23 protein-coding genes are annotated in these 25,469 nt (G+C 70.5%); 6 read left to right on the top strand and 17 right to left on the bottom strand.

Annotation, left to right across the window (positions count from 1 at the left end):
- Positions 1-98: 98 nt before the first annotated feature.
- Complete coding sequence (locus JF781_RS17670; protein WP_225341285.1) at positions 99-1,550, bottom strand: RsmB/NOP family class I SAM-dependent RNA methyltransferase; 1,452 nt, start codon at positions 1,548-1,550, stop codon at positions 99-101.
- A complete protein-coding gene (fmt, locus tag JF781_RS17665) occupies positions 1,547-2,485 on the bottom strand; it encodes a methionyl-tRNA formyltransferase (RefSeq protein WP_225328435.1) in 939 nt (312 codons plus the stop codon). The genes JF781_RS17670 and fmt overlap by 4 nt, the downstream gene beginning before the upstream one ends.
- Positions 2,486-2,664: 179 nt before the next feature.
- Between fmt and JF781_RS17660 the strand changes: the two genes are divergently transcribed.
- Positions 2,665-3,492, top strand: a complete 828-nt coding sequence (locus JF781_RS17660) for a class I SAM-dependent methyltransferase (protein WP_225328436.1) — start codon at positions 2,665-2,667, stop codon at positions 3,490-3,492.
- An 18-nt stretch (positions 3,493-3,510) separates the two neighbouring features.
- Here JF781_RS17660 and JF781_RS17655 read toward each other — a convergent pair whose 3' ends face one another.
- From JF781_RS17655 to JF781_RS17645, 3 genes are all read right to left on the bottom strand, one after another.
- Entirely contained in the window at positions 3,511-3,996 is a 486-nt protein-coding gene (locus JF781_RS17655; protein ID WP_067165904.1) for a MarR family winged helix-turn-helix transcriptional regulator, read from the bottom strand.
- 128 nt (positions 3,997-4,124) lie between these two features.
- The gene (locus JF781_RS17650; RefSeq protein WP_255642022.1) at positions 4,125-6,092 is read right to left on the bottom strand and encodes a primosomal protein N'; all 1,968 of its coding nucleotides are present in this window, start codon (positions 6,090-6,092) and stop codon (positions 4,125-4,127) included.
- Between the two features lie 137 nt (positions 6,093-6,229).
- On the bottom strand, positions 6,230-7,000 hold the full coding sequence (locus JF781_RS17645; RefSeq protein WP_225328438.1) for a lysoplasmalogenase: 771 nt from the start codon (positions 6,998-7,000) through the stop codon (positions 6,230-6,232).
- On the opposite strand from JF781_RS17645, the gene JF781_RS17640 reads away from it, so the two are divergent.
- The 3 genes from JF781_RS17640 to JF781_RS17630 are packed head-to-tail and all read left to right on the top strand — an operon-like array spanning position 6,999 to position 10,090.
- Positions 6,999-7,973, top strand: a complete 975-nt coding sequence (locus JF781_RS17640) for an alpha/beta hydrolase (protein WP_225328439.1) — start codon at positions 6,999-7,001, stop codon at positions 7,971-7,973. The genes JF781_RS17645 and JF781_RS17640 overlap by 2 nt on opposite strands.
- A 22-nt stretch (positions 7,974-7,995) precedes the next feature.
- Positions 7,996-9,507, top strand: coding sequence for an NAD(P)/FAD-dependent oxidoreductase (locus tag JF781_RS17635; protein WP_225328440.1), 1,512 nt, complete (start codon positions 7,996-7,998; stop codon positions 9,505-9,507).
- Between the two features lie 16 nt (positions 9,508-9,523).
- Positions 9,524-10,090 carry a pyridoxamine 5'-phosphate oxidase family protein gene (locus JF781_RS17630; RefSeq protein WP_225328441.1) on the top strand — a complete coding sequence of 189 codons (567 nt, stop codon included), beginning with the start codon at positions 9,524-9,526 and terminating at the stop codon, positions 10,088-10,090.
- 10 nt (positions 10,091-10,100) lie between these two features.
- On the opposite strand, the gene metK is transcribed toward JF781_RS17630, so the two are convergent.
- From metK to mihF, 5 genes are all read right to left on the bottom strand, one after another.
- Positions 10,101-11,312 carry a methionine adenosyltransferase gene (gene metK, locus JF781_RS17625; RefSeq protein ID WP_225328442.1) on the bottom strand — a complete coding sequence of 404 codons (1,212 nt, stop codon included), beginning with the start codon at positions 11,310-11,312 and terminating at the stop codon, positions 10,101-10,103.
- A gap of 92 nt (positions 11,313-11,404) precedes the next feature.
- Complete coding sequence (gene coaBC, locus JF781_RS17620; protein ID WP_225328443.1) at positions 11,405-12,667, bottom strand: bifunctional phosphopantothenoylcysteine decarboxylase/phosphopantothenate--cysteine ligase CoaBC; 1,263 nt, start codon at positions 12,665-12,667, stop codon at positions 11,405-11,407.
- A 21-nt stretch (positions 12,668-12,688) separates the two neighbouring features.
- Positions 12,689-13,015, bottom strand: a complete 327-nt coding sequence (gene rpoZ / locus JF781_RS17615) for a DNA-directed RNA polymerase subunit omega (RefSeq protein ID WP_008258195.1) — start codon at positions 13,013-13,015, stop codon at positions 12,689-12,691.
- A 74-nt stretch (positions 13,016-13,089) separates the two neighbouring features.
- The gene (gmk, locus tag JF781_RS17610; protein WP_225328444.1) at positions 13,090-13,758 is read right to left on the bottom strand and encodes a guanylate kinase; all 669 of its coding nucleotides are present in this window, start codon (positions 13,756-13,758) and stop codon (positions 13,090-13,092) included.
- A gap of 88 nt (positions 13,759-13,846) precedes the next feature.
- On the bottom strand, positions 13,847-14,161 hold the full coding sequence (gene mihF / locus JF781_RS17605) for an integration host factor, actinobacterial type (protein ID WP_007171927.1): 315 nt from the start codon (positions 14,159-14,161) through the stop codon (positions 13,847-13,849).
- A gap of 653 nt (positions 14,162-14,814) precedes the next feature.
- On the opposite strand from mihF, the gene JF781_RS17600 reads away from it, so the two are divergent.
- A complete protein-coding gene (locus tag JF781_RS17600; RefSeq protein ID WP_008258197.1) occupies positions 14,815-15,237 on the top strand; it encodes a molybdopterin-binding protein in 423 nt (140 codons plus the stop codon).
- 56 nt (positions 15,238-15,293) lie between these two features.
- Here the strand turns inward: JF781_RS17600 and pyrF are convergent, their stop codons facing one another.
- From pyrF to pyrR, 7 genes are read right to left on the bottom strand one after another with little or no spacing between them, the layout of a single operon-like run.
- On the bottom strand, positions 15,294-16,118 hold the full coding sequence (gene pyrF / locus JF781_RS17595; protein ID WP_225328445.1) for an orotidine-5'-phosphate decarboxylase: 825 nt from the start codon (positions 16,116-16,118) through the stop codon (positions 15,294-15,296).
- The gene (gene carB, locus JF781_RS17590; protein ID WP_225328446.1) at positions 16,115-19,480 is read right to left on the bottom strand and encodes a carbamoyl-phosphate synthase large subunit; all 3,366 of its coding nucleotides are present in this window, start codon (positions 19,478-19,480) and stop codon (positions 16,115-16,117) included. The genes pyrF and carB overlap by 4 nt, the downstream gene beginning before the upstream one ends.
- The gene (carA, locus tag JF781_RS17585) at positions 19,480-20,616 is read right to left on the bottom strand and encodes a glutamine-hydrolyzing carbamoyl-phosphate synthase small subunit (RefSeq protein WP_225328447.1); all 1,137 of its coding nucleotides are present in this window, start codon (positions 20,614-20,616) and stop codon (positions 19,480-19,482) included. The genes carB and carA overlap by 1 nt, the downstream gene beginning before the upstream one ends.
- Entirely contained in the window at positions 20,613-21,131 is a 519-nt protein-coding gene (locus JF781_RS17580) for a transporter (RefSeq protein WP_225328448.1), read from the bottom strand. The genes carA and JF781_RS17580 overlap by 4 nt, the downstream gene beginning before the upstream one ends.
- On the bottom strand, positions 21,128-22,420 hold the full coding sequence (locus JF781_RS17575) for a dihydroorotase (protein WP_225328449.1): 1,293 nt from the start codon (positions 22,418-22,420) through the stop codon (positions 21,128-21,130). Before JF781_RS17575 ends, JF781_RS17580 begins: the two co-directional genes overlap by 4 nt.
- The gene (locus JF781_RS17570) at positions 22,417-23,385 is read right to left on the bottom strand and encodes an aspartate carbamoyltransferase catalytic subunit (protein ID WP_225328450.1); all 969 of its coding nucleotides are present in this window, start codon (positions 23,383-23,385) and stop codon (positions 22,417-22,419) included. The genes JF781_RS17575 and JF781_RS17570 overlap by 4 nt, the downstream gene beginning before the upstream one ends.
- Positions 23,382-23,954, bottom strand: a complete 573-nt coding sequence (pyrR, locus tag JF781_RS17565; RefSeq protein WP_225328451.1) for a bifunctional pyr operon transcriptional regulator/uracil phosphoribosyltransferase PyrR — start codon at positions 23,952-23,954, stop codon at positions 23,382-23,384. Before pyrR ends, JF781_RS17570 begins: the two co-directional genes overlap by 4 nt.
- A 297-nt stretch (positions 23,955-24,251) precedes the next feature.
- Between pyrR and JF781_RS17560 the strand changes: the two genes are divergently transcribed.
- Positions 24,252-25,466 carry a serine hydrolase gene (locus JF781_RS17560; RefSeq protein ID WP_225328452.1) on the top strand — a complete coding sequence of 405 codons (1,215 nt, stop codon included), beginning with the start codon at positions 24,252-24,254 and terminating at the stop codon, positions 25,464-25,466.
- Positions 25,467-25,469: the final 3 nt, after the last annotated feature.

The following is a 25,469-nucleotide window of genomic DNA, read 5'->3' as shown; positions in this document are numbered from 1 at the left end:
CTACTGAGCCGCGCGCCTCGGTTCACATCTGGCGGCGCCGCTACCCCGCCTCGCGGCGCAGCGCGGCCGCGGCCGGGTCCTTTTGTGTCGCGGCCTTGCTACCCCGCTTCGCGGCGCAGCGCGGCCGCGAACATCGCGTCGGTGCCGTGCCGGTGGGGCCACAGCTGGACATAGGGCCCGTCCCCCAAGTCCGGGACGGGCTCGAACAACGGCCGGGTGTCCAGCGCGCTCACCGGATAGCGGCGCAGCGCGTCGGCGACCACCCCGACGGTTTCGGCCAGGTGCGGCGAGCAGGTCGCGTAGAGCACCACGCCACCGGGACGGGTCAGCGCGATCGCGGCGCCCAGCAGCTCGCGTTGCAGCTTGGTCAGCGCCGGCACGTCGGCCGGTTGACGGCGCCACCGGGCCTCGGGCCGGCGGCGCAGCGCCCCCAGCCCCGTGCAGGGCGCGTCGACGAGCACCCGGTCGAACGTCGGCTCGAGGTCGCTGTGCCGGCCGTCAACCCGCAGCACGTCGACCGGCAGGCCACGGGTGTTCTCGGCCACCAGGTCGGCGCGGCGCGGGGCCGGCTCCACCGCGGTGACGCGGGCCCCGGACGCAGCACCGAGCGACGCCAGCAGCGCCGTCTTCCCGCCCGGCCCGGCGCACAGGTCGAGCCAGCGTCCGGCGTCGCCGTCGACCGGCGCCAGGGTCAGCGCGCGGGCCACCAGCTGGCTGCCCTCGTCCTGCACCAGGGCGAGGGCGTCGCGCACCGGCGCCAGCCGCCCGGGATCGCCGCCCGGCAGGTACACCGCGTACGGCGAGTAGCGGCCGACGGTGCCGCCGACGGCGTCCGCCAGTTCGGCGGCGGTCAGCGCGCCGGCGCGCGCGGCCAGATGCACCTGGGGCCGTTCGTCATCGCTGGCGAGCACCGCGTCGAGTTCGCCCGCGGCCCCGCCCAGCGCGTCGGCGAAGGCCTGGGCGATCCAGCGGGGATGGGCGTGCACGAACGCGGCATGCCCGATCGGGTCCCGCGCCGGGTCCGGGGCCAGCTCCCCTACCCAGGATTTCTCGTCGCGCCCGGAGATGGTGCGCAGCACCCCGTTGACGAAACCCGCTCGCGCCGAGTCGAATTCGAGGCCCGCCTGTTCGACGGTGGTGGACACCGCGGCGTGTGCGTCGACGCGGGTGCGCAGCAACTGATACGCGCCGAGGCGCAGCAGGTCGAGCAGGACGGGGTCGATGGCATTCGGGGCGCGCCCGGCGGCCGCGCCGATGACGGCGTCGAGCAGGCCGCGGCTGCGGCAGGTGCCGTAGGTCAGCTCGGTGGCGAATGCGGCGTCGCGGCCGGTGATTCCGCGCTCGCGCAGCAGCGCGGGCAGCGCCAGGTTCGCGTACGCGTCGCGCTCGCTGACCGCCCGGAGCACCTCGAACGCGGCCGCCCGGGCCGGGTCGAGCGGCCGGCGGGCGGGCCGGCGATCCCGCTGGGGTGGGCGGCGGTCGCGTTGCTGCGGCCGCGGCGGCTTGCGGTCCGGCCGCGGGCGCTGCCGTCCGTCACGGCCGGTGCTCATGTCGCCCGCACCGCGGGATCGAGCCGGGCACCGCGCGCCCAGTCGATCGCGTTCATGAATTTCTTTCCGGGCGGCTGGATCTGGCCCAGGCGAACCGGGGCGGAACCGGTGCCGACCCAGACGCTTTTGCGGTCGACGCGAATAGCGCCGGGCGGCAACGGTTCTGGCGAACCGGATGCGTCGCCGGCGTCGACCGGCCCGATTTTGATGCGCAGGTCGCCGATCACCGTCCAGGCGCCGGGGTTGGGCGTGACGGCACGGATGCGGCGTTCCACCACCAGCGCCGGCAGGTCCCAGCGCACCCGGGCCTGCTCGACGGTGATCTTGGGTGCGATGCTGACCCCCTCGGCCGGTTGCGGCCGCGGTGTCAACGTCGAATCGGCAATGCCGTCCAGGGTGGTCGACAACAGCGCCGCACCCGAAATCGCCAGTCGCTCAAGCAATTCCCCGGCGGTATCGGTCGGGCGTATCGTCTCGGTCACCACTCCGTAGATCGGGCCCGAGTCCAGGCTCGGCTCGATCTGGAACGTCGAGGCCCCGGTGATGGCGTCCCCCGCGGCGATGGCCGCCTGGACCGGCGCCGCGCCGCGCCAGGCGGGCAGCAGGGAGAAGTGCAGGTTGATCCAGCCCCGCGGGGGCACCGCCAGCAGGTCGTCGCGCAGCAGCGCGCCGTAAGCGACGACCGCACAGCAGTCCGGCCCCAACTGCGACAGCTCCGCGACGAATTCCGCCGAGTTCGGCCGCGACGGCCGCAGCACCGGAATGCCACGGTCGAGCGCCTCCCGGGCCACCGGCGAGGGCTCCGGCTTGCCCCGCCGCCCGGCGGCGGCGTCGGGCCGGGTCAGCACCGCGATCACGTCGTGGTGGGGTGAGTCGATGAGGCGGCGCAGTGCGGGCAGCGCGGGTTCGGGGGTACCGGCGAAGACGAGGCGCACCCGCCCAGTCTAGGAAGCGCCGGACGCCGGCCGGACCCGCCCGAGCGGACCGAGTGTGCGTGCGTACACTGTTGCTTATGGCTACTGTTTCTGAGAGTCATTATTTGGCGGCGTGAACCGCGCCGTTTCGTGTCGACATCGACGTCGAACGACCCTTTCACTTCCCCCAAGGAGGTCTGATGACCGTCGACTCCACCATCAGCGACGCCCGAGTCGCCGCCACACATCGCACGGTTTGGGCACTGGGCGACTACGCCCTGATGGCCGAGGAAGTGATGGCCCCGCTGGGCCCCGCCCTCGTGCAGGCCACCGGGCTCGTGCCCGGCGTCCGGGTCCTCGACGTCGCCGCCGGCTCGGGCAATATCTCGCTGCCGGCCGCCGCCGCCGGCGCCGCCGTCGTTTCCACCGACCTGACCCCCGAGTTGCTCCGGCGCTCGCGGGACCGGGCCGCGGCGCGGGGCCTGACGATCGACTACCGGGAAGCCAATGCGCACGCGCTGCCCTTCGGCGACGGCGAATTCGATGTCGTCATGTCCGCGATCGGGGTGCAGTTCGCCCCCGACCAGCAGCGCGCCGCCAGCGAGCTGGTCCGGGTCTGCCGGCCGGGCGGCACGATCGGCGTGATCAGCTGGACCCCGGAGGGCTTCTTCGGCCGGATGCTGGCCACCATCCGGCCCTACCGGCCGAGCCTGTCGCATCCCGTGCCGCCGGCGGCGCTGTGGGGACGGCCCGGCTATGTCACCGCGCTGCTCGGCGAGGGCATCGACGAAATCACCACGGCGCGTGGCACGTTGGCGGTGAACCGGTTCGCCAGCGCCGAGGCCGTGCACGCCTACTTCAAACGGCACTACGGCCCGACGATCGAGGCCTACGCGAACATCGGCCACAACCGGGTGCTGGCCGCCGAGCTCGATGCCCAACTCGTCGAGCTCGCGCAGCAACACCTCGTCGACGGCACGATGGGGTGGGAGTACCTGCTGGTCACCGCCACCAAGCGGGACGCCTAGGCGGGTACGACCCGGGCGCTACAGGTCGATATCGGCGTCCAGGTGCACGTCGGGCTCGCCGCCGGCCGCCGTGAACGCCGTCAGTGCCCGCACCAGCCCGTGGCGCTCCGGCGGTGGCATCTTCGCGACGATCGCCGCGATCTCGGTGCGCCGGTGCGCGGTGACCTGGTGGACGACGTCGCGGCCGCGCGTGGTCAGCGCGGCCAGCAGCTCACGGCGCGAGGTCGGGTGCGGCAGGCGGTCGATCAGTCCGGCGGCGACCAATCGGTCCACCATCCGGCCGGTGGCCGACGGCTGCACGCCCAGCAGGCCCGCGAGGGTGGCCAGATTCACCGGTCCGCGGTTGGACAGGATCACCAGCGTCCGGAACTGCGCGATGGTGATGGTCTCGTCGACCTGCCCGACGGAACGGGCCGAGATCGCCATCAGCAAACGGGAGGCCGTCAGCAAAGCATCGGTGATGACGTCCAATGACTCGTCAACAGTGGCGTTGTCCGCTGTCATATCGCCCCTCCCCGGATGGTTTCCGGCCTCTCGGCGGCTAAGGAATAGAAAGTGTAGCAACCTTCCAATGTCGTAAACAGGAAATATTGCATGCACATACTGTCGCCCAGGGTAACGGTTCGTGAAGGTTAGCCGATGTGCAACGGATCGATCTGCACCCGGGCGGGCTCATGGGTTTGCCGGGCGCTGAGCACGCCGACGCCGCGGCGCAGCGCGGCCGCCAGCGCCAGGCCCTGCCGGCGGGGCACGCGCACCAGCATCCTCGTCGCCGCCACGCCGGGCGGGGTCCCCGCGGGGCGGCGCACGCCGGGCGGCAGGTCCACCGGGCCGAGCAGGTCGGCTTCGAGGTCGGCCAGCCGGATCTCGTCGAGCAGCGCGGTCACCGCGTCGGGCGTTCCGTCGATGGCCGCCATGTGCACGCTGGGCGGCAAGCCCACCTCGGCACGGGCGGTCAGTTCCGATTCCGCGTGGCCCACCGGGTCCCAGCGGATCAGCGATTGCACTGTGGGAAGCGATGATTCGGCGACCACCAGCACCACGCCGCCGTCGCCGCGGGCGCGCACCAGCGCGGCGGCGCTCATCCAGCGCCACAGCGCGTCCTCGGCGGCGCGCAGATCCTGCCGGCCCAGCAGCGCCCACGTGTCCAACAGCAGCGCGGCGCCGTAGCCGCCGGACGCGTGCGGCTCGGCCCCCGGGGTGGCGACCACCAGGGCCGGGCCGGGGGCGACCTCGGGCACGATGCCGTCGCCCGAGGAGGTGATCACCGCCGTGCCCGGAAACGCGCGTCCGAGCTCTTCGGCGGTGCGGCGGGCCCCGACGACGACGGCGCGCACCGCGTCCGACCCGCAGCGCGCGCACCGGCGCGTCGAGTCGACCCGCCCGCACCAGCGGCACAGCAGCGCCGCGCCCCCCTCCCGCGACGACTCGGGTAGTGAGAGGGGGCCCGTGCAGTGCCGGCAGCGGGCGATGGTGCGGCAGCGCGCGCACGCCAGCGACGGAACGTACCCACGCCGCGGCACCTGCACCAGCACCGGCGCCCCGGCCTGCAGCGCCGAGCGGGCGGCGCGCAGCGCGATCGAGGGAATGCGTGCCGTGCGCGCCGCCGGGTCGCGCTCGTCGGCGTAGCCGGTGTCGTCGAGCGCGCTCACCCGCGGGGTGCGGGCGCGCACCACGGGCCGGGCCGCGGCGATGTCCTGCGCCCATCCGCTGCGCACCAGCGCGTGCGCTTCCGCGGTGCGCGCGTAACCGCCGATCAGCGCCGCGCACCGGGCCTGATGCGCGCGCAGCATTGCCACCTCGCGGGCGTGCGGGTACGGGGCCCGCGGCTCGGCCAGGCTGTCGTCGGCGTCGGCCCACACCATGACCAGACCCAGATCGCTCAGCGGCGTGAACACCGCGCTGCGGGTGCCGATCACCAGCCGCGCGGTGCCGCGCAGCGCCGCCAGCCAGCGGCGGTACCGGGCGGCCGGTCCCAGGCCGGCGGACAGGGACACCACGCAGCCCTCGTCGATCCGCGACGTCGCGGCCCGCCACAGGGCGTCGAGGTCGCGCTGATCGGGAACGATCGCCAGCACGGACCGGCCGGCTCGCACGGTTTGCGCGGCGGCCTCGGCGAAGCGGTCGGTCCACCGCTCGCCCGGCAGCGCCTGCCACACGGCCCGGGCGGCGCGCGACTCGGCCAGGGCGGCCAGGAACTGAGCGCCCCGCCCGTAGACGTCCCAGCCCGACGGGTCGACGGGCGCCGGGATCACTCGGCCCGGCGGATCCCGGCTGACCACGGGCTCCCGCTCCACCCTGGCGTGGCGGGCCGGCACGGCCAGACGCAACACGTCGGGGCGGGTGCCCGCGTAGCGCGCGGCCACCGCGTCGACCAGTCGGCGGATTTCGGGGGTGAGCACCGGTTCGGCCGACACGACGCGATCGAGCCAGCCCAGCTTGCCCGGGTGGTCGGTGTCATTGCGGCGCTCCAGCACGAACCCGTCGACCAGCCGGCCATGGAAGCGCACCCGGACCCGCACCCCGGGCTGGGCGTCGTCGGACTGCTCGGCCGAAACCAGGTAGTCGAACTCGCGATCCAGGTGCGGCACCGACAGCATCGGCAGCACGCGGGCGATGGGCTCTACCTCGACCGGCGTGCGCGCGCTGGGGCTCACGGCGCCCTCGGGCCGCGAATCATGGTGCTATCCAATGTTTTTACCGTCCGGCCCGCAGCGTACCGGCGACCACTGACAAATCAGCCTTCGGCGGGCGCCGAGGCGTCCCCGGTGTCCCGGCCGGGCAGTACGCGGCCGAAGAAGAACCCCGCCGTGATCAGGATCTGGGCCGCCGCGTACGACCACCAGATCGGCACGGCGAGCGCCTCGTTGCCCAGGATGAAGCGGCTGATGGCGATCATCGAGTCCGACGCCGCGAAACACAGCGCCCCCACCGCCGTCCAGATCGTCGGCAGTTTCGCCAGCAGCGCCGTGCACACCATCGCGGTCAGCACCACCATGTAGACGGTCACCGGCAGCGTCAGCTTGTCCGGGCCCAGATGGGGCCAGAACCACGCCAGCAGCGCGATCGACACCAGACACATCAGGACCACCGCGGCGATCCGGAGCGCCGCGGGCCGCTCGGTCTGCGACGACCGCGACAACGGCGGCACCAGCGGCAGCAGGGCGGCGATAAAACACATGTGCGCCAATAGGAATGACAACAGACCGACCTCGAAGGACAGCGTCCACCACGGGATCGCGAGCACCCAGTCACCGATGGCCGACAACAGCAGCGCCGCCATCAGCCAACGCCGCTCCCGAACGCATCCGTGCCCCGCCGCGGCCAGCGTCAGCAGGACCGCCATCGACGCCTTGAACGCCGGCTGCAGCACCCAGTGACCGGTCAGCTCCATTCCCGGCGGGGAGCGCAGCGCCAGCACGGTCAGGTAGATGCCGTAGCCCAGGGCCACCCAGCCGGCCACCACCCAGGCGCCCGCCACCAGGCGAGGTGCGTACGGTACGTCCATGCCCAGCTTGGATGACCCAGCCGACGAGAAACCCGGGATCGACCCCATCCTGCAGAAGGTACTGGATGCGGTTCCCTTCCGGCTATCCACCGAGGACGGAATCGACGCGGCGCGGCAGCGGTTCCGCGACCTGCCGCGCAGGCCGTTGCACCCCGAGCTGCGGGTCGAGGACCGCACGATTCCGGGCCCCGCGGGTTCGGTCGCGGTCCGGATCTATTGGCCGCCAAGCCATTCCGACGGCCGGCCCGGGATCCCCGCGGCGCCCGTCGTGCTGTTTTTCCACGGCGGCGGCTTCGTCATCGGCGACCTCGACACCCACGACGGCACGGCCCGCCAGCATGCGGTCGGCGCCGACGCGATCGTGGTGTCGGTCGACTACCGGCTGGCCCCCGAGCACCCCTACCCCGCCGCCGTCGAAGACGCGTGGGCCGCAACGCTTTGGGTCGCCGAGCACGCCGCCGACCTGTACGGCGACCCTGGCCGCATCGCCGTCGCCGGGGATTCGGCGGGCGGCACCATCGCCGCCGCGGTCGCGCAGCGGGCCCGCGACGGCGGCGGACCGGCCGTGAGGTTTCAGTTGCTGTGGTACCCGTCGACCATGTGGGACGCCACGCTGCCGTCCTTCGCCGAGAACGCCACCGCGCCGATTCTCGATGTCAAGGCCGTCGCCGAGTTCTCTCGTTGGTACGCGGGCGAAGTCGACCTGTCCGACCCGCCGTCGGACATGGCGCCGGGGCGGGCCAAAGACCTGAGCGATCTGGCGCCGGCCTACATCGGCGTCGCCGGCTACGACCCGCTGCGCGATGACGGCATCCGGTACGGCGAGCGGCTGGCGGCCGCCGGGGTCGCCGTCCAGGTGCACAACGCCGAGACGCTCGTGCACGGCTACCTCGGCTATGCCGGTGTGGTGCCCGCGGCCACCGCGGCGCTCGAGCGCGGGCTGGCGGCGCTGCGAACCGCCCTGCAGCGCTGAGGCCAGGGCGTACGGTGAGTTCATGACGGAGCGCACCTTCGCCCGGCGGGACGGGGAGACCCCCGACTACCACACGCTGATCATCGGCGCCGGATTCTCCGGCATCGGCGCCGCCATCAACCTCGACAGGGCGGGACTGCCCGATTACCTGGTGCTCGAAGCCGGCGACGGGGTCGGCGGCACCTGGCACTGGAACACCTATCCCGGTATCGCCGTGGACATTCCGTCGTTCTCCTACCAGTTCTCCTTCGAGCAGAGCCGGCACTGGTCGCGCACCTACGCGCCGGGCCGCGAGCTCAAGGCCTACGCCGAGCACTGCGCCGACAAGTACGGCATCCGTTCGCGGATCCGGTTCAACACCAAGGTGCAAGCCGCGGAGTTCGACGACGAGCGGGGCTTGTGGCGGGTGCAGACCGACCCGGCGGGCGAAATCACGGCGAGGTTCTTGATCAGCGCCTGCGGCGTGCTGACGGTGCCGAACCTGCCCGACATCGACGGGGTGGACTCGTTCGCCGGCATCACCATGCACACCGCGCGGTGGGATCACGGCCAGGACTTGACCGGCAAGCGCGTCGCGGTGATCGGCACCGGCGCCTCGGCCGTGCAGGTGATCCCCGAGATCGCGCCAATTGTCTCGTCGCTCACCGTGTTTCAGCGCACCCCGATCTGGTGTTTCCCGAAGCTGGACGTCCCGTTGCCCGCGCCGGCGCGCTGGGCGATGCGAATCCCCGCCGCCTTGGTGCTGCAGCGGCTGCTCAGCCAGGCGTACGTGGAACTCACCTTCCCGATCTCGGCGCACTATTTCACGGTGTTCCCGCTGGCCAAGAGGATGGCCGCGCTGGGACGCGCCTATCTGCGGCGGCAGGTCCGCGACCCGGCGGTGCGCGAGCAGCTCACCCCGCAGTACGCCGTCGGCTGCAAGCGCCCCGGATTCCACAACGGCTATCTGGCCACGTTCAACCGTGACAACGTGCGGCTGGTCACCGAACCGATCGACAAGATCACGCCCGACGCGGTGGCGACCACCGACGGCGAAACCCACGACGTCGACGTGCTCATCCTGGCGACCGGCTTCAAGGTGATGGACCCCGACAACGTCCCCACGTTCGCGGTCACCGGCAGCGGCGGTCGGTCGTTGAGCCGGTTCTGGGACGAGCACCGCCTGCAGGCCTACGAGGGCGTCACCGTTCCGGGTTTTCCCAACCTGTTCACGGTGTTCGGACCGTACGGTTACGTCGGCTCGTCGTATTTCGCGCTGATCGAGGCGCAGACCCATCACATCGTGCGGTGCCTCAAGCGGGCCAAGCGCCTCGGCGCGACCCGCGTCGAGGTGAGCGAGGAGGCCAACGACCGCTATTTCGCCCAGATGATGCGCCGACGGCACCGGCAGATCTTCTGGCAGGACAGTTGCCGGCTGGCCAACAGCTATTACTTCGACAAGAACGGCGACGTGCCGCTGCGGCCGGGCACCACCCCGGAGGTCTACTGGCGCAGCCGGCGATTCGATCTGGACGACTACCGCTTCACCGGCTAGCGGATACGCTGCACGGGTGGCGAAGGAATTTGACAGCATCGACGAGTCGCTGCGCGACTTCATCCGCCAACAGGCCGTTTTCTTCGTCGCCACCGCGCCCTCCGAGGGTGGTCGAATCAACCTGTCCCCCAAGGGGTATTGCGACACGTTCGCGGTGCTCGACGAGCACACCGTGGCCTACCTGGATCTGTTCGGCAGCGGCGTGGAGACCATCGCCCATCTGCGCGACAACGGCCGCATCACCGTCATGTTCTGCTCGTTCACCCGCAACTCGCGGATCCTGCGCCTGTTCGGCACCGGGCGGGTGCTCCGGCCCGATGACGCCGAATTCGCCGATCTCGTGGGGCATTTCGACGGTCGGCACGCGGGCATCCGCGCCATCATCGTGGTCGACGTGGAGCGGATCGCCGACGCCTGCGGATTCGCGGTGCCCTACTACGAACTCGTCGACGAACGGCCGGTGCTCGACGCGTATCACCACAAGGCGCCCGGCGAGGCCTACGAGCGGCTGATCCACCGCAACCGGCGCAGCATCGACGGGTTGCCCGCGCTCGATCCCGACCACCCGGCGCCGCGGCAGTGAGCCGCCGCGCCTAGATGGCGCGCTTGAGGTCGTCGACCTTGTTCAGCTGCTCCCAGGGCAGTTCGACGTCGGTGCGGCCGAAGTGCCCGTAGGCGGCGGTCTGCGCGTAGATCGGGCGCAGCAGGTCCAGGTCGCGGATGATCGCGCCCGGTCGCAGGTCGAACACCTCGGGAACGATCTTCTCGATCTTGACCGGGTCGACGGTCGCGGTGCCGAAGGTCTCGATGAACAACCCGACCGGCGCGGCCTTGCCGATGGCGTAGGCCACCTGCACCTCGACCCGCTCCGCGAGCCCGGCGGCGACGATGTTCTTAGCCACCCAGCGCATCGCGTACGCCGCCGAGCGGTCCACCTTGGACGGGTCCTTGCCGGAGAAGGCCCCACCGCCGTGCCGCGCCCAGCCGCCGTAGGTGTCGACGATGATCTTGCGGCCGGTCAGCCCCGCGTCCCCCATCGGGCCGCCGACGACGAACTTGCCGGTCGGGTTGACCAGCAGCCGCGTCGAGGAGGTGTCCAGCGTGTCGTGCGCCAGGTCGTTGAGCACGGTGTTGAGCACCTTTTCCCGGATGTCGGGTGTCAGGGTGTTCTCCAGGTCGATGTCGGCCGCGTGCTGGGTGGAGATGACCACGGTGTCCAGCCGGACCGGGACGTCGTCCTCGAATTCGATCGTGACCTGCGTCTTGCCGTCGGGGCGCAGGTAGGGCAGCACCCCGTTCTTGCGGACCTCGGTCAGCCGGCGCGACAGGCGGTGGGCCAGCGCGATGGGCAGCGGCATCCGCTCGGGGGTGTCGTTGATCGCGTAGCCGAACATCAGGCCCTGGTCGCCGGCGCCCTGGGAGTCCAGCGGGTCGGCCGCGCCCTCGACGCGGGTCTCGTGGGCGGTGTCGACGCCCTGGGCGATGTCGGGCGATTGCGCGCCGATGCCGATGTTCACCCCGCAGGATGCCCCGTCGAAGCCCTTGTCCGACGAGTCGTAGCCGATGTCGAGGATGCGCTCGCGGACCGTGTTGGTGATGTCGGCGAAGGCCTCCTTGGCCGTCGTCGTCACCTCACCGACCACGTGCACCTGCCCGGTGGTCACCAGCGTCTCGACCGCGACACGTGAGCGCGGGTCCTGCGCCAGCAGGGCGTCGAGGACCGAGTCGCTGATCGCGTCACAGATTTTGTCGGGATGTCCCTCAGTCACCGACTCACTGGTAAACAGGCGACCCTTTTCGCTCATGCCAATCCTTCCAAATAGTTAGTCAACCGAATTATATCGGCCCGCGTCAGCCGGTCGGCACCCCGTCCCGGTGCCGAGAAGAACTCGACCCTCTACCCGCTGTCCCCGTGCAGGAACGCGGCGATCGCATCCACGATACGACTGGCCATCAATGTCTTGGAGCCGTGCTGCAGCGCCGACTCGGTGCCGTCGGAGGCCAGCAGCCAGCCGTCGTTGCTGTCCACCTCGAACGCGCGGCCATCGCCGACGGCGTTGACCACCAGCAGATCGCAGCCCTTGCGCTGCAGCTTGGCTCTCGCGTGAAACAGCACGTCGCCTTCTGTGTCGCCGGTCTCGGCGGCGAAGCCCACGATGGCCCGCATGTTGGGCAGCTGCCCGTGGGCGCGGGCCCGCACCGCCCCGGCGAGCACGTCGTCATTGCGCACCAGCTCGATCGTCGGCGCCCCTGTGTCTTCCGTGGCGCCCTTTTTGATCTTGGCGGCGGCGACGTGCGCGGGCCGGAAGTCGGCGACCGCGGCGGCCATCACCAGCACGTCGGCCTCGGGGGCGCGCTTGGACACCGCGTCGCCCAACTGGCTCGCGGAGCTGACGTGGACGACCTCGACACCGGCGGGATCGATCAGCCCGGCGGTGTGTCCGGCGATCAGGGTGACCTCGGCGCCGCGCTGGGCGGCCACCCGCGCGACGGCGTAGCCCTGCTTGCCGGAGCTTCGGTTGCCGATGAAGCGCACCGGGTCGACCGGTTCGCGGGTGCCGCCGGCGGTCACCAGCATCTTGCGGCCGGCGAGGTCGTAGGGCAGCGCGTCGTGGCGTTCCAGCAGTAGGTGGGCCAGGGTGGTGATCTCCTCGGCTTCGGGGAGCCGGCCCGACCCGCTGTCCGTCCCGGTGAGCCGCCCAGCGGCGGGCTCGAGCACCACCGCGCCGCGCCGGCGCAACGTGGCCACGTTGTCGACGGTGGCCGGGTGCAGCCACATCTCGGTGTGCATGGCCGGCGCGAACAACACCGGGCATCGCGCGGTGAGCAGCGTGGCGGTCAGCAGGTCGTCGGCGCGGCCGTGCACCGCGCGGGCCAACAGATCCGCGGTGGCCGGGGCCACCACGACCAGGTCGGCCTGCTTGCCGAGCTGGACGTGCGGGACCTCGGGTACGTCGTTGAAGACGCCGGTGTGCACCGGCTGGCCGGAGAGCGCCTCAAAAGTGGCCGCGCCGACGAAACGCAGCGCGGACTCGGTCGGAATGACCCGGACGGAATGGCCGGCCTCGGACAGCTGACGGACGACGGTGCACGCCTTGTAGGCGGCGATGCCGCCGGAGACACCGACTACGACTCGTTTGGGGATCCGCGTGCGGTCCACAGCGCGCCCGGCCCGGCCCTGTTACTCGCCCTCGGTGTGCTCGAGCAGGTCGCCGTGGATCTCGCGGAGCGCGATCGAGAGCGGCTTTTCCTGCAGCCCCGGCTCGACCAGCGGCCCCACGTACTCGAGGATGCCCTCACCGAGCTGGTTGTAGTAATCGTTGATCTGACGGGCCCGCTTGGCCGCGTAAATGACCAGGGCGTACTTGCTCGAAACCCGGTCCAGCAGCTCGTCGATGGGCGGGTTGGTGATGCCCAGCGGAGTGTCGTAGGCGCCCGGTGCCCCGGCGGACAGATCGAACCGGTCGGGGACGGCGGCCAGGGCTGCGTCGGACTGCGGAATAGTCACTGAGGTCAATCTCCTCTGCGTTCGAAATCGGGCTCGAGCCCCAAAACGGCTGATCACCGCTGAAAGTTCGGTACTCAATCTTGATTGGATGCGGTCTGGCTTCTGGTCTGGCCAGCTGGGTCATGCCGGTTCGGCGCAGTTCCCACCAGCAAGGATACCAATTCGGCGCACGCAGACTCCAATCGACGGTTGACGACCACCCGGTCGAAGTCGTCGCGGGCCGCCATTTCGATGCGGGCGGTCTCGAGGCGCCGCTGCATGACCTCCGGGGTCTCGGTGCCCCGGCCGACGAGCCTGGCCTCCAAGTCCTCCCAGCTGGGCGGCGCCAAAAACACCGTCAGGGCCTCGGGCATCGCCCTCTTCACTGCCCTGGCCCCGGCCAGATCCACCTCGATCAGGACCGGGAATCCGCGGGCGGTGGCGGCCCGAACCGGCTCGGCCAGGGTGCCCGAGCGGTGTAGGCCCGCGTGAATCTCGGCCCATTCCAGCAGCGCGCCCTCGTCGATCAGCTGCTGGAAGCGTTCGGGGCTGACGAAGTGGTAGTCGACGCCGTCGACCTCGCCGGGCCGCGGCGCCCGTGTGGTGGCCGAGACGCTGAAATGCAGGTCCGGGACCCGCTCGCGCAGGCACCGGACCACCGTCGACTTGCCGACTGCGGAGGGACCGGACAGCACGACCACACGTCCGTCACCGGATGGTTCGGGACGTGCCCCGTGCTGGATGTCCGGTCCCCCGCCGCTCACCGGCGCTCCTGGGCAGGTGCGCCCACGGCTCGGGCCGGTGTGCCCGCCGTCTCCTCAGGCCGTTCGGCCTGCATCGTCGGCGGCCGGGTTAGGAGCCGAACTTTTCCAGCAGGGCCTTGCGCTGACGATCGCCGAGACCGCGCAGGCGGCGGGTGGGGGCGATCTCCAGCTCAGTCATGATTTCCTGCGCCTTGACCTTGCCCACCTTGGGCAACGCCTCGAGAAGCGCGGAAACCTTCATCTTGCCCAGGACTTCGTCGGTCTCGGCGTCCTTGAGCACCTGGGTGAGGTTGGTGCCGCCACGCTTCAGCCGGTCCTTGAGCTCTGCTCGCGCTCGACGTGCGGCAGCCGCCTTCTCCAACGCGGCCGCGCGCTGCTCGTCGGTCAACTGGGGAAGGGCCACGATTCCTCCGTATCTGATCAATCAATTTCAATCGATCTCATTTTGTCTCGCCGGTTCTTCTGCCAGCGGAGACGACCGTACTCAGGCCTCCTGACGAAATCTAACCCGCCCCCCTGCTTAACGGGGCAAACTCCCAGCATGCAACGGCGCGTGTCCCGCCCAAGCTGCCCGCCGGACACCGTCGACGACGCCCGCCTCGACGCCGTCGCGACGGCTCCGGCGCGGCCCGTTTTCGGCCATAGTTGAGCCCTCTACCAGCGGTTTTATGCGTTCGGTCCGCATGAGCTGCGGCGCCGGGGCCCGTTGGGAAATGCGCCCGCGCGCAGTCGCGCGCGGCGGTGCGAGGGATCACGCATTCGTCACGGCGTGTCGCGCGTGTCGCGTTCGCCGTCAAACGGCAGGCCAGCGCCGCCGCCCCGCCCGCCGCGACGGGGTTCGGCGGGTCCCGCGGGGTCGTGGGGGGTCGGGGCCCTCGACGGCGGCCGCCAGGGGCCGGCGAATTCGGGCTCTCCGGTTCCGCGGATTCGTACCACTAGAGGGTGTGCTACCGCAGGACCCGGACTCTTGCGGACAACGATCCGCACCTGCGGAAAGGCGGCCCGACCGGACGGCGTTCAGCTAATCCGCGGTGAGGGATCAGTTACGATCGGGGCGTGTCCAACCTGCGGATTCGCCAGGCGGCTGAGCTGCTCGGCGTCAGTGATGACACCGTGCGGCGCTGGATCAATCAGGGGGCGTTGGAGGTCAGCCACGACGCCGCCGGCCGCAAGGTGATCGCCAGCGAGGACCTCGCCCGCTTCTCCCGCAGCAACGCGCCCGCACCGCCGGCCGACCCGCTCAGCATCGGCAGCTCGGCCCGCAACCGCTTCGTCGGGCTGGTCACCGCGGTGGTCAGCGACAAGGTGATGACCCAGGTGGAGATGCAGTGCGGTCCGTTCACCGTCGTTTCGCTGATGAGCACCGAGGCCGCCGAGGAGTTGCAGCTGCGTCCCGGCAGCGTCGCGGTGGCCGTCGTCAAGGCCACCACCGTCATCGTCGAAACCGCCCAGCCCAGCACGGCGCTGGCGTCGGACTAGCGGCGATCGCAAGCGCGGCGTAGCTGGGCGCAGCGGGTCGCCGCCATCGCACTAACTCAGACCGCCAGGTAGGCGACGGCGTCCAGCATCCGTTCGGCCGCCCCGCGCAGCTCCGCCACCCCCGGCCCGGCCCGCAGCACCTCGCGCGCCACCGCGGGCAGCAGCTGTCCCGGCTCGGCCCCGCCCAGTCCGGCGAGCGCCTCGGGCCGCCCGCCCTGCACCCCGAGGCCGGGCACCAGCACCGGCCCACCCAGGGCGCTGAGATCGGGTGCCTGCAGCACGGTCGCGCCCACGACGACGCCGACGTATCCGGGCCCGGACGGGGTCGCCGACCGATTCACCACCGCCGCCTGGTCGACGACCAGCTGGGCCACCGTGCGGCCGTCGAAGGCGGCCCGCTGCACGGTCGCGCCCTCCGGGTTGGAGGTCGCGGCCAGCACGAACACGCCCCGGTCGTGCGCCGCGGCAGCTTCCAGCAGCGGCCGCAGCGACCCGAACCCCAGGTACGGCGTGGCCGTCACCGCGTCGGCGGCCAGCGGCGAATCCCCCGCCCAGGCAGCGGCGTAGGCGGCCATCGTCGTTCCGATGTCACCGCGCTTGGCGTCGGCCAGCACCAGCACCCCGGCCGACCGCAGGGCTGCGATGGTGCGTTCGAGCACCGCGAATCCGGCGGAGCCATAGGCCTCGAAGAACGCCACCTGGGGCTTGACGACGGCGAGCCCCGAGAACGCCTCGATGCAGATGTCGCAGAACGCGGCCAGCCCGTCGGCGGTCGTGGGCAGGCCCCAGGCCCGCAGCAGCTCGGGGTGCGGGTCGATGCCCACGCACAGCGGCCCGCGCTCGGCTTTCGCGTCGGTCAGCCGGACCCCGAATCCGGTCACCGGGCACCGTTTCCGGGCTGGCCGCCGTTACCGATCTGGCTGTGCAGCTCCTGCAGGCTCCGCACGTCGATGTCGCCACGGATGCCCGCCTCGATGCCCTGCACCGCGGCCGACGCGCCCTGCACCGTGGTGACGCAGGGGATGTTGACCGACACCGCGGCCGAACGGATTTCGTAGCCGTCGATGCGCGGACCGGAGTTGCCGTAGGGCGTGTTGATCACCAGGTCGACCTCACCGGCCTTGATGGCGTCCACCGCCGACGTTGCGGGACGGCCCGGTTGCGGGTCCTCGAAATGCTTGCGCACCTCGTCGCAGGGAATCCCGTTGCGCCGCAACATCTCCGCGGTGCCCTCGGTGGCGAGGACGCGGAATCCCAGGTCCGCCAGGCGCTTGACGGGAAACACCAGGGAGCGCTTGTCCCGGTTGGCCACGGACACGAAGATGGTGCCCTGGGCCGGCAGCGACCCGTAGGCGGCGGTTTGGCTCTTGGCGAAGGCGGTGCCGAAGTCGCGGTCGATGCCCATCACCTCGCCGGTGGACTTCATCTCCGGGCCGAGCAGCGAATCGATGGCGGCGCCGTCGGCGCGGCGGAAGCGGTGGAAGGGCAACACCGCCTCCTTGACGGCGATCGGAGCGTCCAGCGCCGCGTGGGCCCCGTCGCCGGACGCCGCCAGCAGCCCCTCCTCGCGGAGCTGGGAGATGCTGGCGCCCAACATGATCCGGGCGCACGCCTTGGCGAGCGGGATCGCGGTGGCCTTGGACACGAAAGGCACCGTGCGGCTGGCGCGCGGGTTGGCCTCCAGGACGTAGAGCACGTCGTCCTTGAGTGCGTACTGCACGTTGAGCAGCCCGATCACGCCGATGCCGTGCGCGATGGCCTCGGTCGCGCGGCGCACCTTCTCGATGTCGCTGCGGCCCAGCGTCACCGGGGGCAGGGCGCACGCCGAGTCGCCGGAGTGGATGCCGGCTTCCTCGATGTGCTCCATGATGCCGCCGATGTACACCTCGGTGCCGTCGCAGAGCGCGTCGACGTCGATCTCCACCGCGTCTTCGAGGAAGCGGTCGACGAGCACGGGGTGCTCGGGCGAGAGCTCGGTCGCGCGGGTGATGTAGCCCTGCAGCGTCTCCTCGTCGTAGACGATCTCCATGCCGCGGCCGCCCAGCACGTAGGACGGCCGCACCAGCACCGGGTAGCCGATGTCTTCGGCGATCCGGCGGGCCTGGTCGAAAGTGGTTGCGGTGCCGTACTTCGGCGCCGGCAGGCCGGCCGCGGTCAGCACGTCGCCGAACGCGCCGCGGTCCTCGGCCAGGTCGATGGCTTCCGGTGGGGTACCGACGATCGGTACGCCCGCGTCGGCGAGGCGCTGGGCCAACCCGAGCGGCGTTTGGCCGCCGAGTTGCACGATCACCCCGACCACCCCGGGCCCGTCGCCGGCCGACTGTTGCTCGGCGCGGAAAACCTCCAGGACGTCCTCGAAGGTCAGCGGCTCGAAGTACAGCCGGTCGGCGGTGTCGTAGTCGGTCGACACCGTCTCCGGGTTGCAGTTGACCATCACGGTCTCAAAACCGGCCTGCGACAACGTCGTTGCCGCGTGCACGCAACTGTAGTCGAATTCGATGCCCTGGCCGATCCGGTTGGGGCCCGACCCCAGGATCAGCACCTTGGGTTTCTCGGTCTGCGGCGCCACCTCGGTCTCGGCCGCGGGGTCCAGTTCGTAGCTGCTGTAGTGGTACGGCGTCTTGGCCTCGAACTCGGCCGCGCAGGTGTCGACGGTCTTGTACACCGGGTGCACACCCAAGCGCCCGCGCAGCGACCGCACCCCGTTCTCACCGGCCAATTCGGGCCGCAGCGCGGCGATCTGGCGGTCCGAAAGCCCGTTGTGCTTGGCCCGCCTCAGCAGGTCGGCGTCGAGGACCGGCGCGGCGATCAGCTCGGCGCGCAGCGTGATCAGCTCGCCGATCTGCGCGACGAACCACGGGTCCACACCGCTGGCCTCGGCGACCTGCTCCACCGACGCTCCCAGCCGCAGGGCGAGTTCGATGTCATAGAGGCGGCCCTCGGTCGGTGTCCGCAGCCTGGTCAACACCTCCTCGATATCCCCCTCGTCGTCGGGCTTGGTCCAGAAGCCGACGCGGCTGGTCTCCAGCGATCGCATCACCTTGCCCAGCGCCTCAACGAAGTTGCGGCCCAACGACATTGCCTCACCGACGGATTTCATCGTGGTGGTCAGGGTGGGATCGGCGCCCGGGAACTTCTCGAAGGCGAACCGCGGCGCCTTGACCACCACGTAGTCCAGGGTGGGCTCGAAGCAGGCCGGGGTTTCCTTGGTGATGTCGTTGACGATCTCGTCGAGGGTGTAGCCGATGGCCAGCTTGGCGGCGATCTTGGCGATCGGGAAGCCGGTGGCCTTGGACGCCAGCGCGCTTGACCGCGACACCCGGGGATTCATCTCGATGACGATCAGCCGGCCGTCGGCCGGGTTGACCGCGAACTGGATGTTGCAGCCCCCGGTGTCCACGCCGACCTCGCGCAGGATCGCGATGCCGAGATCGCGCATCCGCTGGTATTCGCGGTCGGTCAGCGTCATGGCCGGCGCGACGGTGACCGAGTCGCCGGTGTGCACGCCCATCGGGTCGAAGTTCTCGATCGAGCACACCACGACCACGTTGTCGTTGCCGTCGCGCATCAGCTCGAGCTCGAATTCCTTCCAGCCGTAGATCGATTCCTCGATGAGCACGTTGGCGCTGGGGCTCTCGGCCAGCCCGGCGCCGGCCATCCGGTCGACCTCCTCGACGGATCGCGCCATCCCCGATCCCAGGCCGCCCATGGTGAAGCTGGGCCGCACTACCACCGGCAGGCCCAGCTCCTCGACCGTCTCGCGGACCTCTTCCATGGTGAAACACACTCGGCTGCGGGCGGATTCACCGCCCACCTTGGCGACGATGTCCTTGAACATCTGCCGGTCCTCGCCGCGCTGGATGGCGTCGAAGTCGGCGCCGATGAGCTCCACGCCGTGGCGCTCGAGCGCCCCGTTCTCGTAGAGCGCGACCGCGGTGTTGAGCGCGGTCTGCCCGCCCAGGGTGGCCAGCAGGGCGTCGATCTTGTTGCCCCGCTCGGCCTGTTGCGCGATCACCCGTTCGACGAAGGCGGGGGTGATGGGCTCGACGTAGGTGTGGTCGGCGTACTCGGGGTCCGTCATGATGGTGGCCGGGTTGGAGTTGACCAGGCTGACCTGCAGCCCCTCGGCGCGCAGCACCCGGCAGGCCTGGGTGCCCGAGTAGTCGAACTCGCAGGCCTGCCCGATCACGATCGGACCCGAACCGATCACCAGCACGTGACGCAAGTCGGTACGACGCGGCACTACCGCCCCTTTCCGCGGTTTGGGGCCGCCATCAACTCGATGAATTGGTCGAACAGGTAATTCGCGTCGTGAGGGCCGGCGGCGGCCTCCGGATGGTATTGAACCGAAAAGGCCTGTCCGTCGGCGAGTTTGACGCCCTCGACGACTCCGTCGTTGGCGCAGGTGTGGCTGACGATCGCTTGGCCGAACGGCGTGTCGAACGACTGGCCGGCCTCCCCCTCGAGCGCGAAGCCGTGGTTCTGTGCGGTCACCGCCACCCGCCCGGTGGCGTGGTCCATGACCGGGATGTTGATACCGCGGTGGCCGAACACCATCTTGTAGGTGGACAGGCCCAGCGCCCGGCCCAGGATCTGGTTGCCGAAACAGATGCCGAACAACGGGATTCCGGCCCCCAGCACCTCGCGGGTGACCGCCACGATGTGATCGGCGGTGGCGGGGTCGCCCGGGCCGTTGGACAGGAACACTCCGTCCGGATTGATGTCGGCGATCTGCTCGTAGGTCGCCGACGACGCCAGCACGTGGCTGCGAATGCCGCGCCGGGCGAAATTGCGCGGCGTGTTGGTCTTGATGCCCAGGTCCAGCGCGGCCACCGTAAACCGGGGTGTCCCTTCGGGTTCCACGATGTAGGTGTCCGGCGTGCTGACCTCGCCGGCCAAGTCGGCGCCCAGCATGGACTGCTGTCCCGTTACCCGCTGCAACAACTCGTCCGGGTCGGCGAGCGCGTCGCCGGAGAACACGCCCGCCTTCATCGAGCCGCGGGTGCGCAGATGCCGGACCACCGCCCGGGTGTCGATGCCGGCGATCCCCACGATGTGCTGGCGGATCAGCTCGTCCTCCAGGGTTCCGGTGGCCCGCCAGTTGGATGGGCGCGGCGAGGGATCGCGCACCGCGTAGCCGGCGACCCAGATCTTGTCACCGCGGCTCTCGGCGTCCTCGTCGTTCCACCCGGTGTTGCCGATCTGCGGCGCCGTGGCCACCACGATCTGCCGGTGGTAACTGGGATCGGTCAGCGTCTCCTGGTAGCCGGACATGCCGGTGGAAAACACGGCCTCGCCCAGCGCTTGACCGATCTTGCCGAACGGCGTGCCGGTGAAGACGCGGCCGTCTTCGAGTACCAATAGGGCCTTACTGCTCACGCGACCTCATTCTCCTGGCCATCCCGTCGTTCCTCTAGCCACTCGTCGTAGTCGTGGCGCTCATTCGCCCGGAAACCGGTGTCGATCTCGACGCCCGACGGCAGCCGCCAGCGGATCGCCAGTATGCCGATCCGGGCCGGCCGCACCGCCATGCCGCGCTCCATGCGGATGGCAGTGATCGAGTCCTGTGGAATCCAAATCGGTTGGGCCCGCAGGCGTTCCACCATGATGCCCCCGGCGTAGCGGGTCAGCACCGCTTTGCTGCGGTAACCGAGATCGCCTGCCGCGATTCGCTCGCTCCAGCCCGGCGCCATCATGGAACCGCAATAGTGGCCGCGGGTGGTGATGCTCGCCGCACCGACCTGGTCCGGGATCTGCGGTAGGTCGCCGATCAGCTCCGCCTGCCGCTGCGCGCGGCGCTGCCAGCTGCGCATCATCAGCTGGATCACCACCGTGATCACCACCACCAGCACCGCCGCGAAGATCAGCGACCCCACCAGCGTGCCCGAATTCATGCCGGGCACTTCCCGTCTCGGCAGGTGACCTTGCCGCGCAGCAGGGTCGCGGTCACGGTGGCGGGCAAGGTCATCGCTTCGTAGGGCGTGTTGGCCGACCGGCTGGCCAGGTCGGGCCCGGCGACGGTCCAGGTGGCGTCGGGGTCCACCACGGTCAGGTTGGCCGGCTCCCCCACCTCCAGCGGCCGGCCGTGATCGGGCAGGCGCGCGATGCGCGCGGGGTTTTCGCTCATCACCCGGGCGAGGCCACGCCAGGTCAGCAGCCCGGGGATGACCATCGTCTGCACCACGATCGACAGCGCCGTCTGCAGCCCCAGCATGCCGGGCCGCGCCGCGGAGAACTCCACGCACTTCTCGTGCTCGGCGTGCGGGGCGTGATCGGTGGCCACGCAGTCGATGACGCCGTCGGCCAGCGCCTGGCGCAGCGCCACCGCGTCGGCCGCTTCGCGCAGCGGCGGGTTGACGCGGTTGCGCCCGTCGTAGCTGGCCAGCCGGCTGTCGTCGAGCATCAGGTGGTGCGGGGTGACCTCGGCGGTGATCGAAATCCCTTGATCCTTGGCCCATTTCACGATCTCGACGGTGCCCGCGGTGGAGGCGTGGCAGATGTGCACCCGGGCGCCGGCGTCGCGGGCCAGCAGCGCGTCCCGGGCGACGATGGATTCCTCGGCCGCCCGCGGCCATCCGGACAGGCCCAGCCGGGCGGCGGTGGGGCCCTCGTGGGCGACGGCGCCGACGGTCAGCCGGGGCTCCTCGGCGTGCTGGGCGACGAGCACGCCCAGGCCGGTGGCGTACTCGAGGGCGCGGCGCATCACCAGCGGATCGTGCACGCAAATGCCGTCGTCGGAGAACATCCGCACCTGCGCGGCCCCGTTCGCCATCATGCCCATCTCGGTGAGCTCTTTGCCGGCCAGTCCGACGGTGACGGCGCCCACCGGGTGCACGTCGACCAGGCCGACCTGCTGGCCCCGATGCCAGACGTGGTCGGTGACCACCGGGCTGTCGGCGACCGGGTTGGTGTTGGCCATCGCGAACACCGCCGTGTATCCGCCCAAAGCCGCAGCGGCCGAACCGGTTTCGATGTCCTCGGCGTATTCTCGGCCCGGCTCGCGCAGGTGGGTGTGCAGGTCGACGAACCCCGGGAGCAGCACCTGGCCCGTCGCGTCGATGACGTCGGCTGAGTCGGGGATCTTCAGGCCCGGGCCGATCTCGGCGATCTGACCGTCATCCACCAACACGTCGACGCGGTCGCCTTCGCCGTACAGCCGAACCCCGCGCAGCAAAACGCTCATGCGGCCCCCTCGTTTCCGGCCGACTCGGCACCCACGAGCACATGGAACAGCACCGCCATCCGCACATGCACACCGTTGGAAACCTGTTGCAGCACCGCCGATTGCGACGAGTCGGCCACCGATGATGCGATCTCCATGCCGCGCAGCATCGGTCCGGGGTGCAGCACCACGGCGTGGCCGGGCAGCATCGCCTGGCGACGATCGGAAAGCCCGTACAGCGACGAGTATTCGCGCACCGACGGGAAGAAGCCGCCGTTCATCCGCTCGGCCTGCACGCGCAGCATCAGCACCGCGTCGGCGGCGGGCAGCTCGGCGTCGAAGTCGTTGGACACGGTGACCGGCCAGCCCTCGACGCCGACCGGCAGCAGCGTCGGCGGTGCCACCAGGACCACCTCGGCGCCCAAGGTGTGCAGCAACATGACGTTGGAACGAGCCACCCGGCTGTGCAGGACGTCGCCGACGATCACGACGCGCCGGCCATCGATGCCGCCGAGCCGCTGGCGGATGGTGAGCGCGTCCAGCAGCGCCTGCGTCGGGTGCTCGTGAGTGCCGTCCCCGGCGTTGATCACCGAGGGGCCGGAATCAGCGGAATCGCCTTCGGCGCATGTCCATTCGGCAAGCAGATGCGCGGCGCCCGACGCCGGATGTCGGATGATCAGCGCGTCCGCCCCGGCAGCCCGCAGCGTCAGTGCGGTGTCGCGCAGGGACTCGCCCTTGCCCACCGACGATCCGGTGGCACTGACGTTGATCACGTCGGCGCTCATCCACTTGCCGGCCACCTCAAAGGACACCCGGGTGCGGGTCGAGTTCTCGTAGAACATCGTCACGATGGTGCGGCCGCGCAGCGTCGGCAGTTTCTTGATCTCGCGGCCCACCAGCGCCTGGGCGAAGCGGTCGGCGTCGTCGAGGATGGCGGTCGCGTCGTCGAGGCTCAGGTCGCCGGCGGCGAGCAGGTGGCGCGTCATCGCGAGATCACCACCCCGTCGTCACCGTCGTTCTCCCTCAACAACACGTGCACGCTCTCGCCGCGTGAGGTGGGAACGTTCTTGCCCACGTAATCGGCGCGCAGCGGCAGTTCGCGATGGCCGCGGTCGACCAGCACCGCCAGCTGCACCACCCGGGGGCGGCCGACGTCGCGCAGCGCGTCCAGGGCGGAGCGCACCGAGCGGCCGGAGTAGAGCACGTCGTCGACCAGGATCACCAACGCGTCGTCGATGCCGCCGGCCGGGATCGAGGTTGCTTCCAGCGGCCGCGGTGGTTTTTGCATCAGGTCGTCGCGGTACAGGGTGATGTCCAGCGCGCCGTGGCCGACCTCGACGCCGCTGTATTCGCCGATGTTGCCGGCCAGACGCTTGGCCAGGATCACGCCGCGTGTGGGGATGCCCAGTAGCACGACCCGCGGCGCGTCGGGACCGTCGAGGGCCGTCTTTTCGATGATCTGGTGTGCGATACGGGAAATGGTGCGGCCCACGTCGGCCGCCGACATCAATTCCCGGGAATCACTGCCTGAGCGCGTGTCGCCCGCAGCACCCATACGAAACTTGACCTCCTTCTCCGCCTCACGGGACGGATCGTTAAAGGATGTCGACTGCACGGCAGCGTAGCACTTATTTCGGGGGCGGCGGCGCCAGGCGTGTGTGGCGCGCATCGCTTCGCCTCGTGCTCGTCACACCCGCCCCATGCGTCTCTCCCGGGAAGGACAGGATGTGTGCCCGCCTCACAGCGACAAGTCGCCGAGTGACGGTGGGACGGACGTGGACGGTCCTTGGGCACCCCTTCCGCGCGCAACGGCGCCAATCGGCTTTCGGCGCCGGCCCGCTAACCTGACCGAGTGAATCGCAGGACCCTGGATGGTAACGCGGCCTCCGTCCGCGAAGTGTGCGACGCCGGCCTGCTCGCCGGCGCCGTGACGGTGGTGTGGCAGCGCGGAGAACTGCTGCAGGTCAACGAGATCGGCTATCGCGACGTCGACGCGGGCCTGCCGATGCAGCGCGACACGCTGTTTCGCATCGCGTCGATGACCAAGCCGGTGACCGTCGCCACGATCATGAGCCTGGTCGACGAGGGCAAGCTGACGCTCAAGGATCCGATCGTGCGCTGGGCGCCGGAGCTGGCCGACGTGCGGGTGCTCGACGATCCGCACGGCCCGCTGGACCGCACCCACCCGGTGAACCGCGCCATCCTGATCGAGGACCTGCTCACCCACACCAGCGGCCTGGCGTACGGATTCTCGGTGTCCGGGCCGATCGCCAAGGCCTACATGCGGCTGCCGTTCAATCAGGGCCCGGACGCCTGGCTGGCCGAACTCGCCAAGCTGCCGCTGGTGCACCAACCCGGCGACCGGGTCACCTACAGCCATTCCATCGACCTGCTGGGCGTCATCGCTTCCCGCATCGAGGGCAAGCCGTTCCATCAGGTTCTCGACGAACGGATCCTGGGTCCGGCGGGCATGACCGACACCGGGTTCTTCGTCACCCCCGAGGCCCGGCGCCGCGCGGCGACCATGTACCGGCTGACCAACGAGCACCAGCTGCAGCACGGGGTGATGGGCCCGCCGCACCTGACGCCGCCGTCGTTCTGCAACGCCGGCGGCGGGTTGTGGTCGAGCGCCGACGATTACCTGCGTTTCGTGCGGATGCTGCTCGACGGCGGAACGATCGACGGCGTGCGGGTGCTCTCGGAGGAGTCCGTCCGGCTGATGCGCACCGACCGCCTGACCGACGAGCAGAAGCGGCACAACTTCCTCGGCGCGCCGTATTGGGTGGGCCGCGGCTTCGGGCTGAACCTGTCGGTGGTGACCGATCCGGCAAGGAGCACACCGCTGTTCGGGCCCGGCGGCGTCGGCACGTTCAGCTGGCCGGGCGCCTACGGGACCTGGTGGCAGGCGGACCCCACCGCGGATCTGATCCTGATCTACCTCATCCAGAACCTGCCGGACCTGACCGTCGACGCGGCCACGGCCGTCGCCGGCAACACGTCGCTGGCCAAACTCCGCACCGCCCAACCGAGATTTGTCCGCAACACGTATCGCGCGCTCGGCCTCTAAAGG

This window comes from Mycobacterium sp. WUMAC-067, from assembly GCF_020217485.1.
GTDB lineage: Bacteria > Actinomycetota > Actinomycetes > Mycobacteriales > Mycobacteriaceae > Mycobacterium.
Note: the sequence above shows the minus strand (reverse complement) of the source record. Positions and strands in the feature narration are given on the sequence as shown.

What these genes read in the sequence shown, in the direction of transcription:
- JF781_RS17645 (WP_225328438.1), bottom strand. Translation starts at nt 7,000, where the DNA reads ATGGACGTACCGTACGCACCTCGCCTGGTGGCGGGCGCCTGGGTGGTG.
- JF781_RS17670 (WP_225341285.1), bottom strand. Translation starts at nt 1,550, where the DNA reads ATGAGCACCGGCCGTGACGGACGGCAGCGCCCGCGGCCGGACCGCAAG.
- JF781_RS17570 (WP_225328450.1), bottom strand. Translation starts at nt 23,385, where the DNA reads ATGACGCGCCACCTGCTCGCCGCCGGCGACCTGAGCCTCGACGACGCG.
- pyrR (WP_225328451.1), bottom strand. Translation starts at nt 23,954, where the DNA reads ATGGGTGCTGCGGGCGACACGCGCTCAGGCAGTGATTCCCGGGAATTG.
- JF781_RS17580 (WP_225328448.1), bottom strand. Translation starts at nt 21,131, where the DNA reads ATGAATTCGGGCACGCTGGTGGGGTCGCTGATCTTCGCGGCGGTGCTG.
- JF781_RS17650 (WP_255642022.1), bottom strand. Translation starts at nt 6,092, where the DNA reads ATGCTGTCGGTGCCGCACCTGGATCGCGAGTTCGACTACCTGGTTTCG.
- JF781_RS17655 (WP_067165904.1), bottom strand. Translation starts at nt 3,996, where the DNA reads ATGACAGCGGACAACGCCACTGTTGACGAGTCATTGGACGTCATCACC.
- JF781_RS17660 (WP_225328436.1), top strand. Translation starts at nt 2,665, where the DNA reads ATGACCGTCGACTCCACCATCAGCGACGCCCGAGTCGCCGCCACACAT.
- JF781_RS17640 (WP_225328439.1), top strand. Translation starts at nt 6,999, where the DNA reads ATGCCCAGCTTGGATGACCCAGCCGACGAGAAACCCGGGATCGACCCC.
- JF781_RS17575 (WP_225328449.1), bottom strand. Translation starts at nt 22,420, where the DNA reads ATGAGCGTTTTGCTGCGCGGGGTTCGGCTGTACGGCGAAGGCGACCGC.
- JF781_RS17635 (WP_225328440.1), top strand. Translation starts at nt 7,996, where the DNA reads ATGACGGAGCGCACCTTCGCCCGGCGGGACGGGGAGACCCCCGACTAC.
- metK (WP_225328442.1), bottom strand. Translation starts at nt 11,312, where the DNA reads ATGAGCGAAAAGGGTCGCCTGTTTACCAGTGAGTCGGTGACTGAGGGA.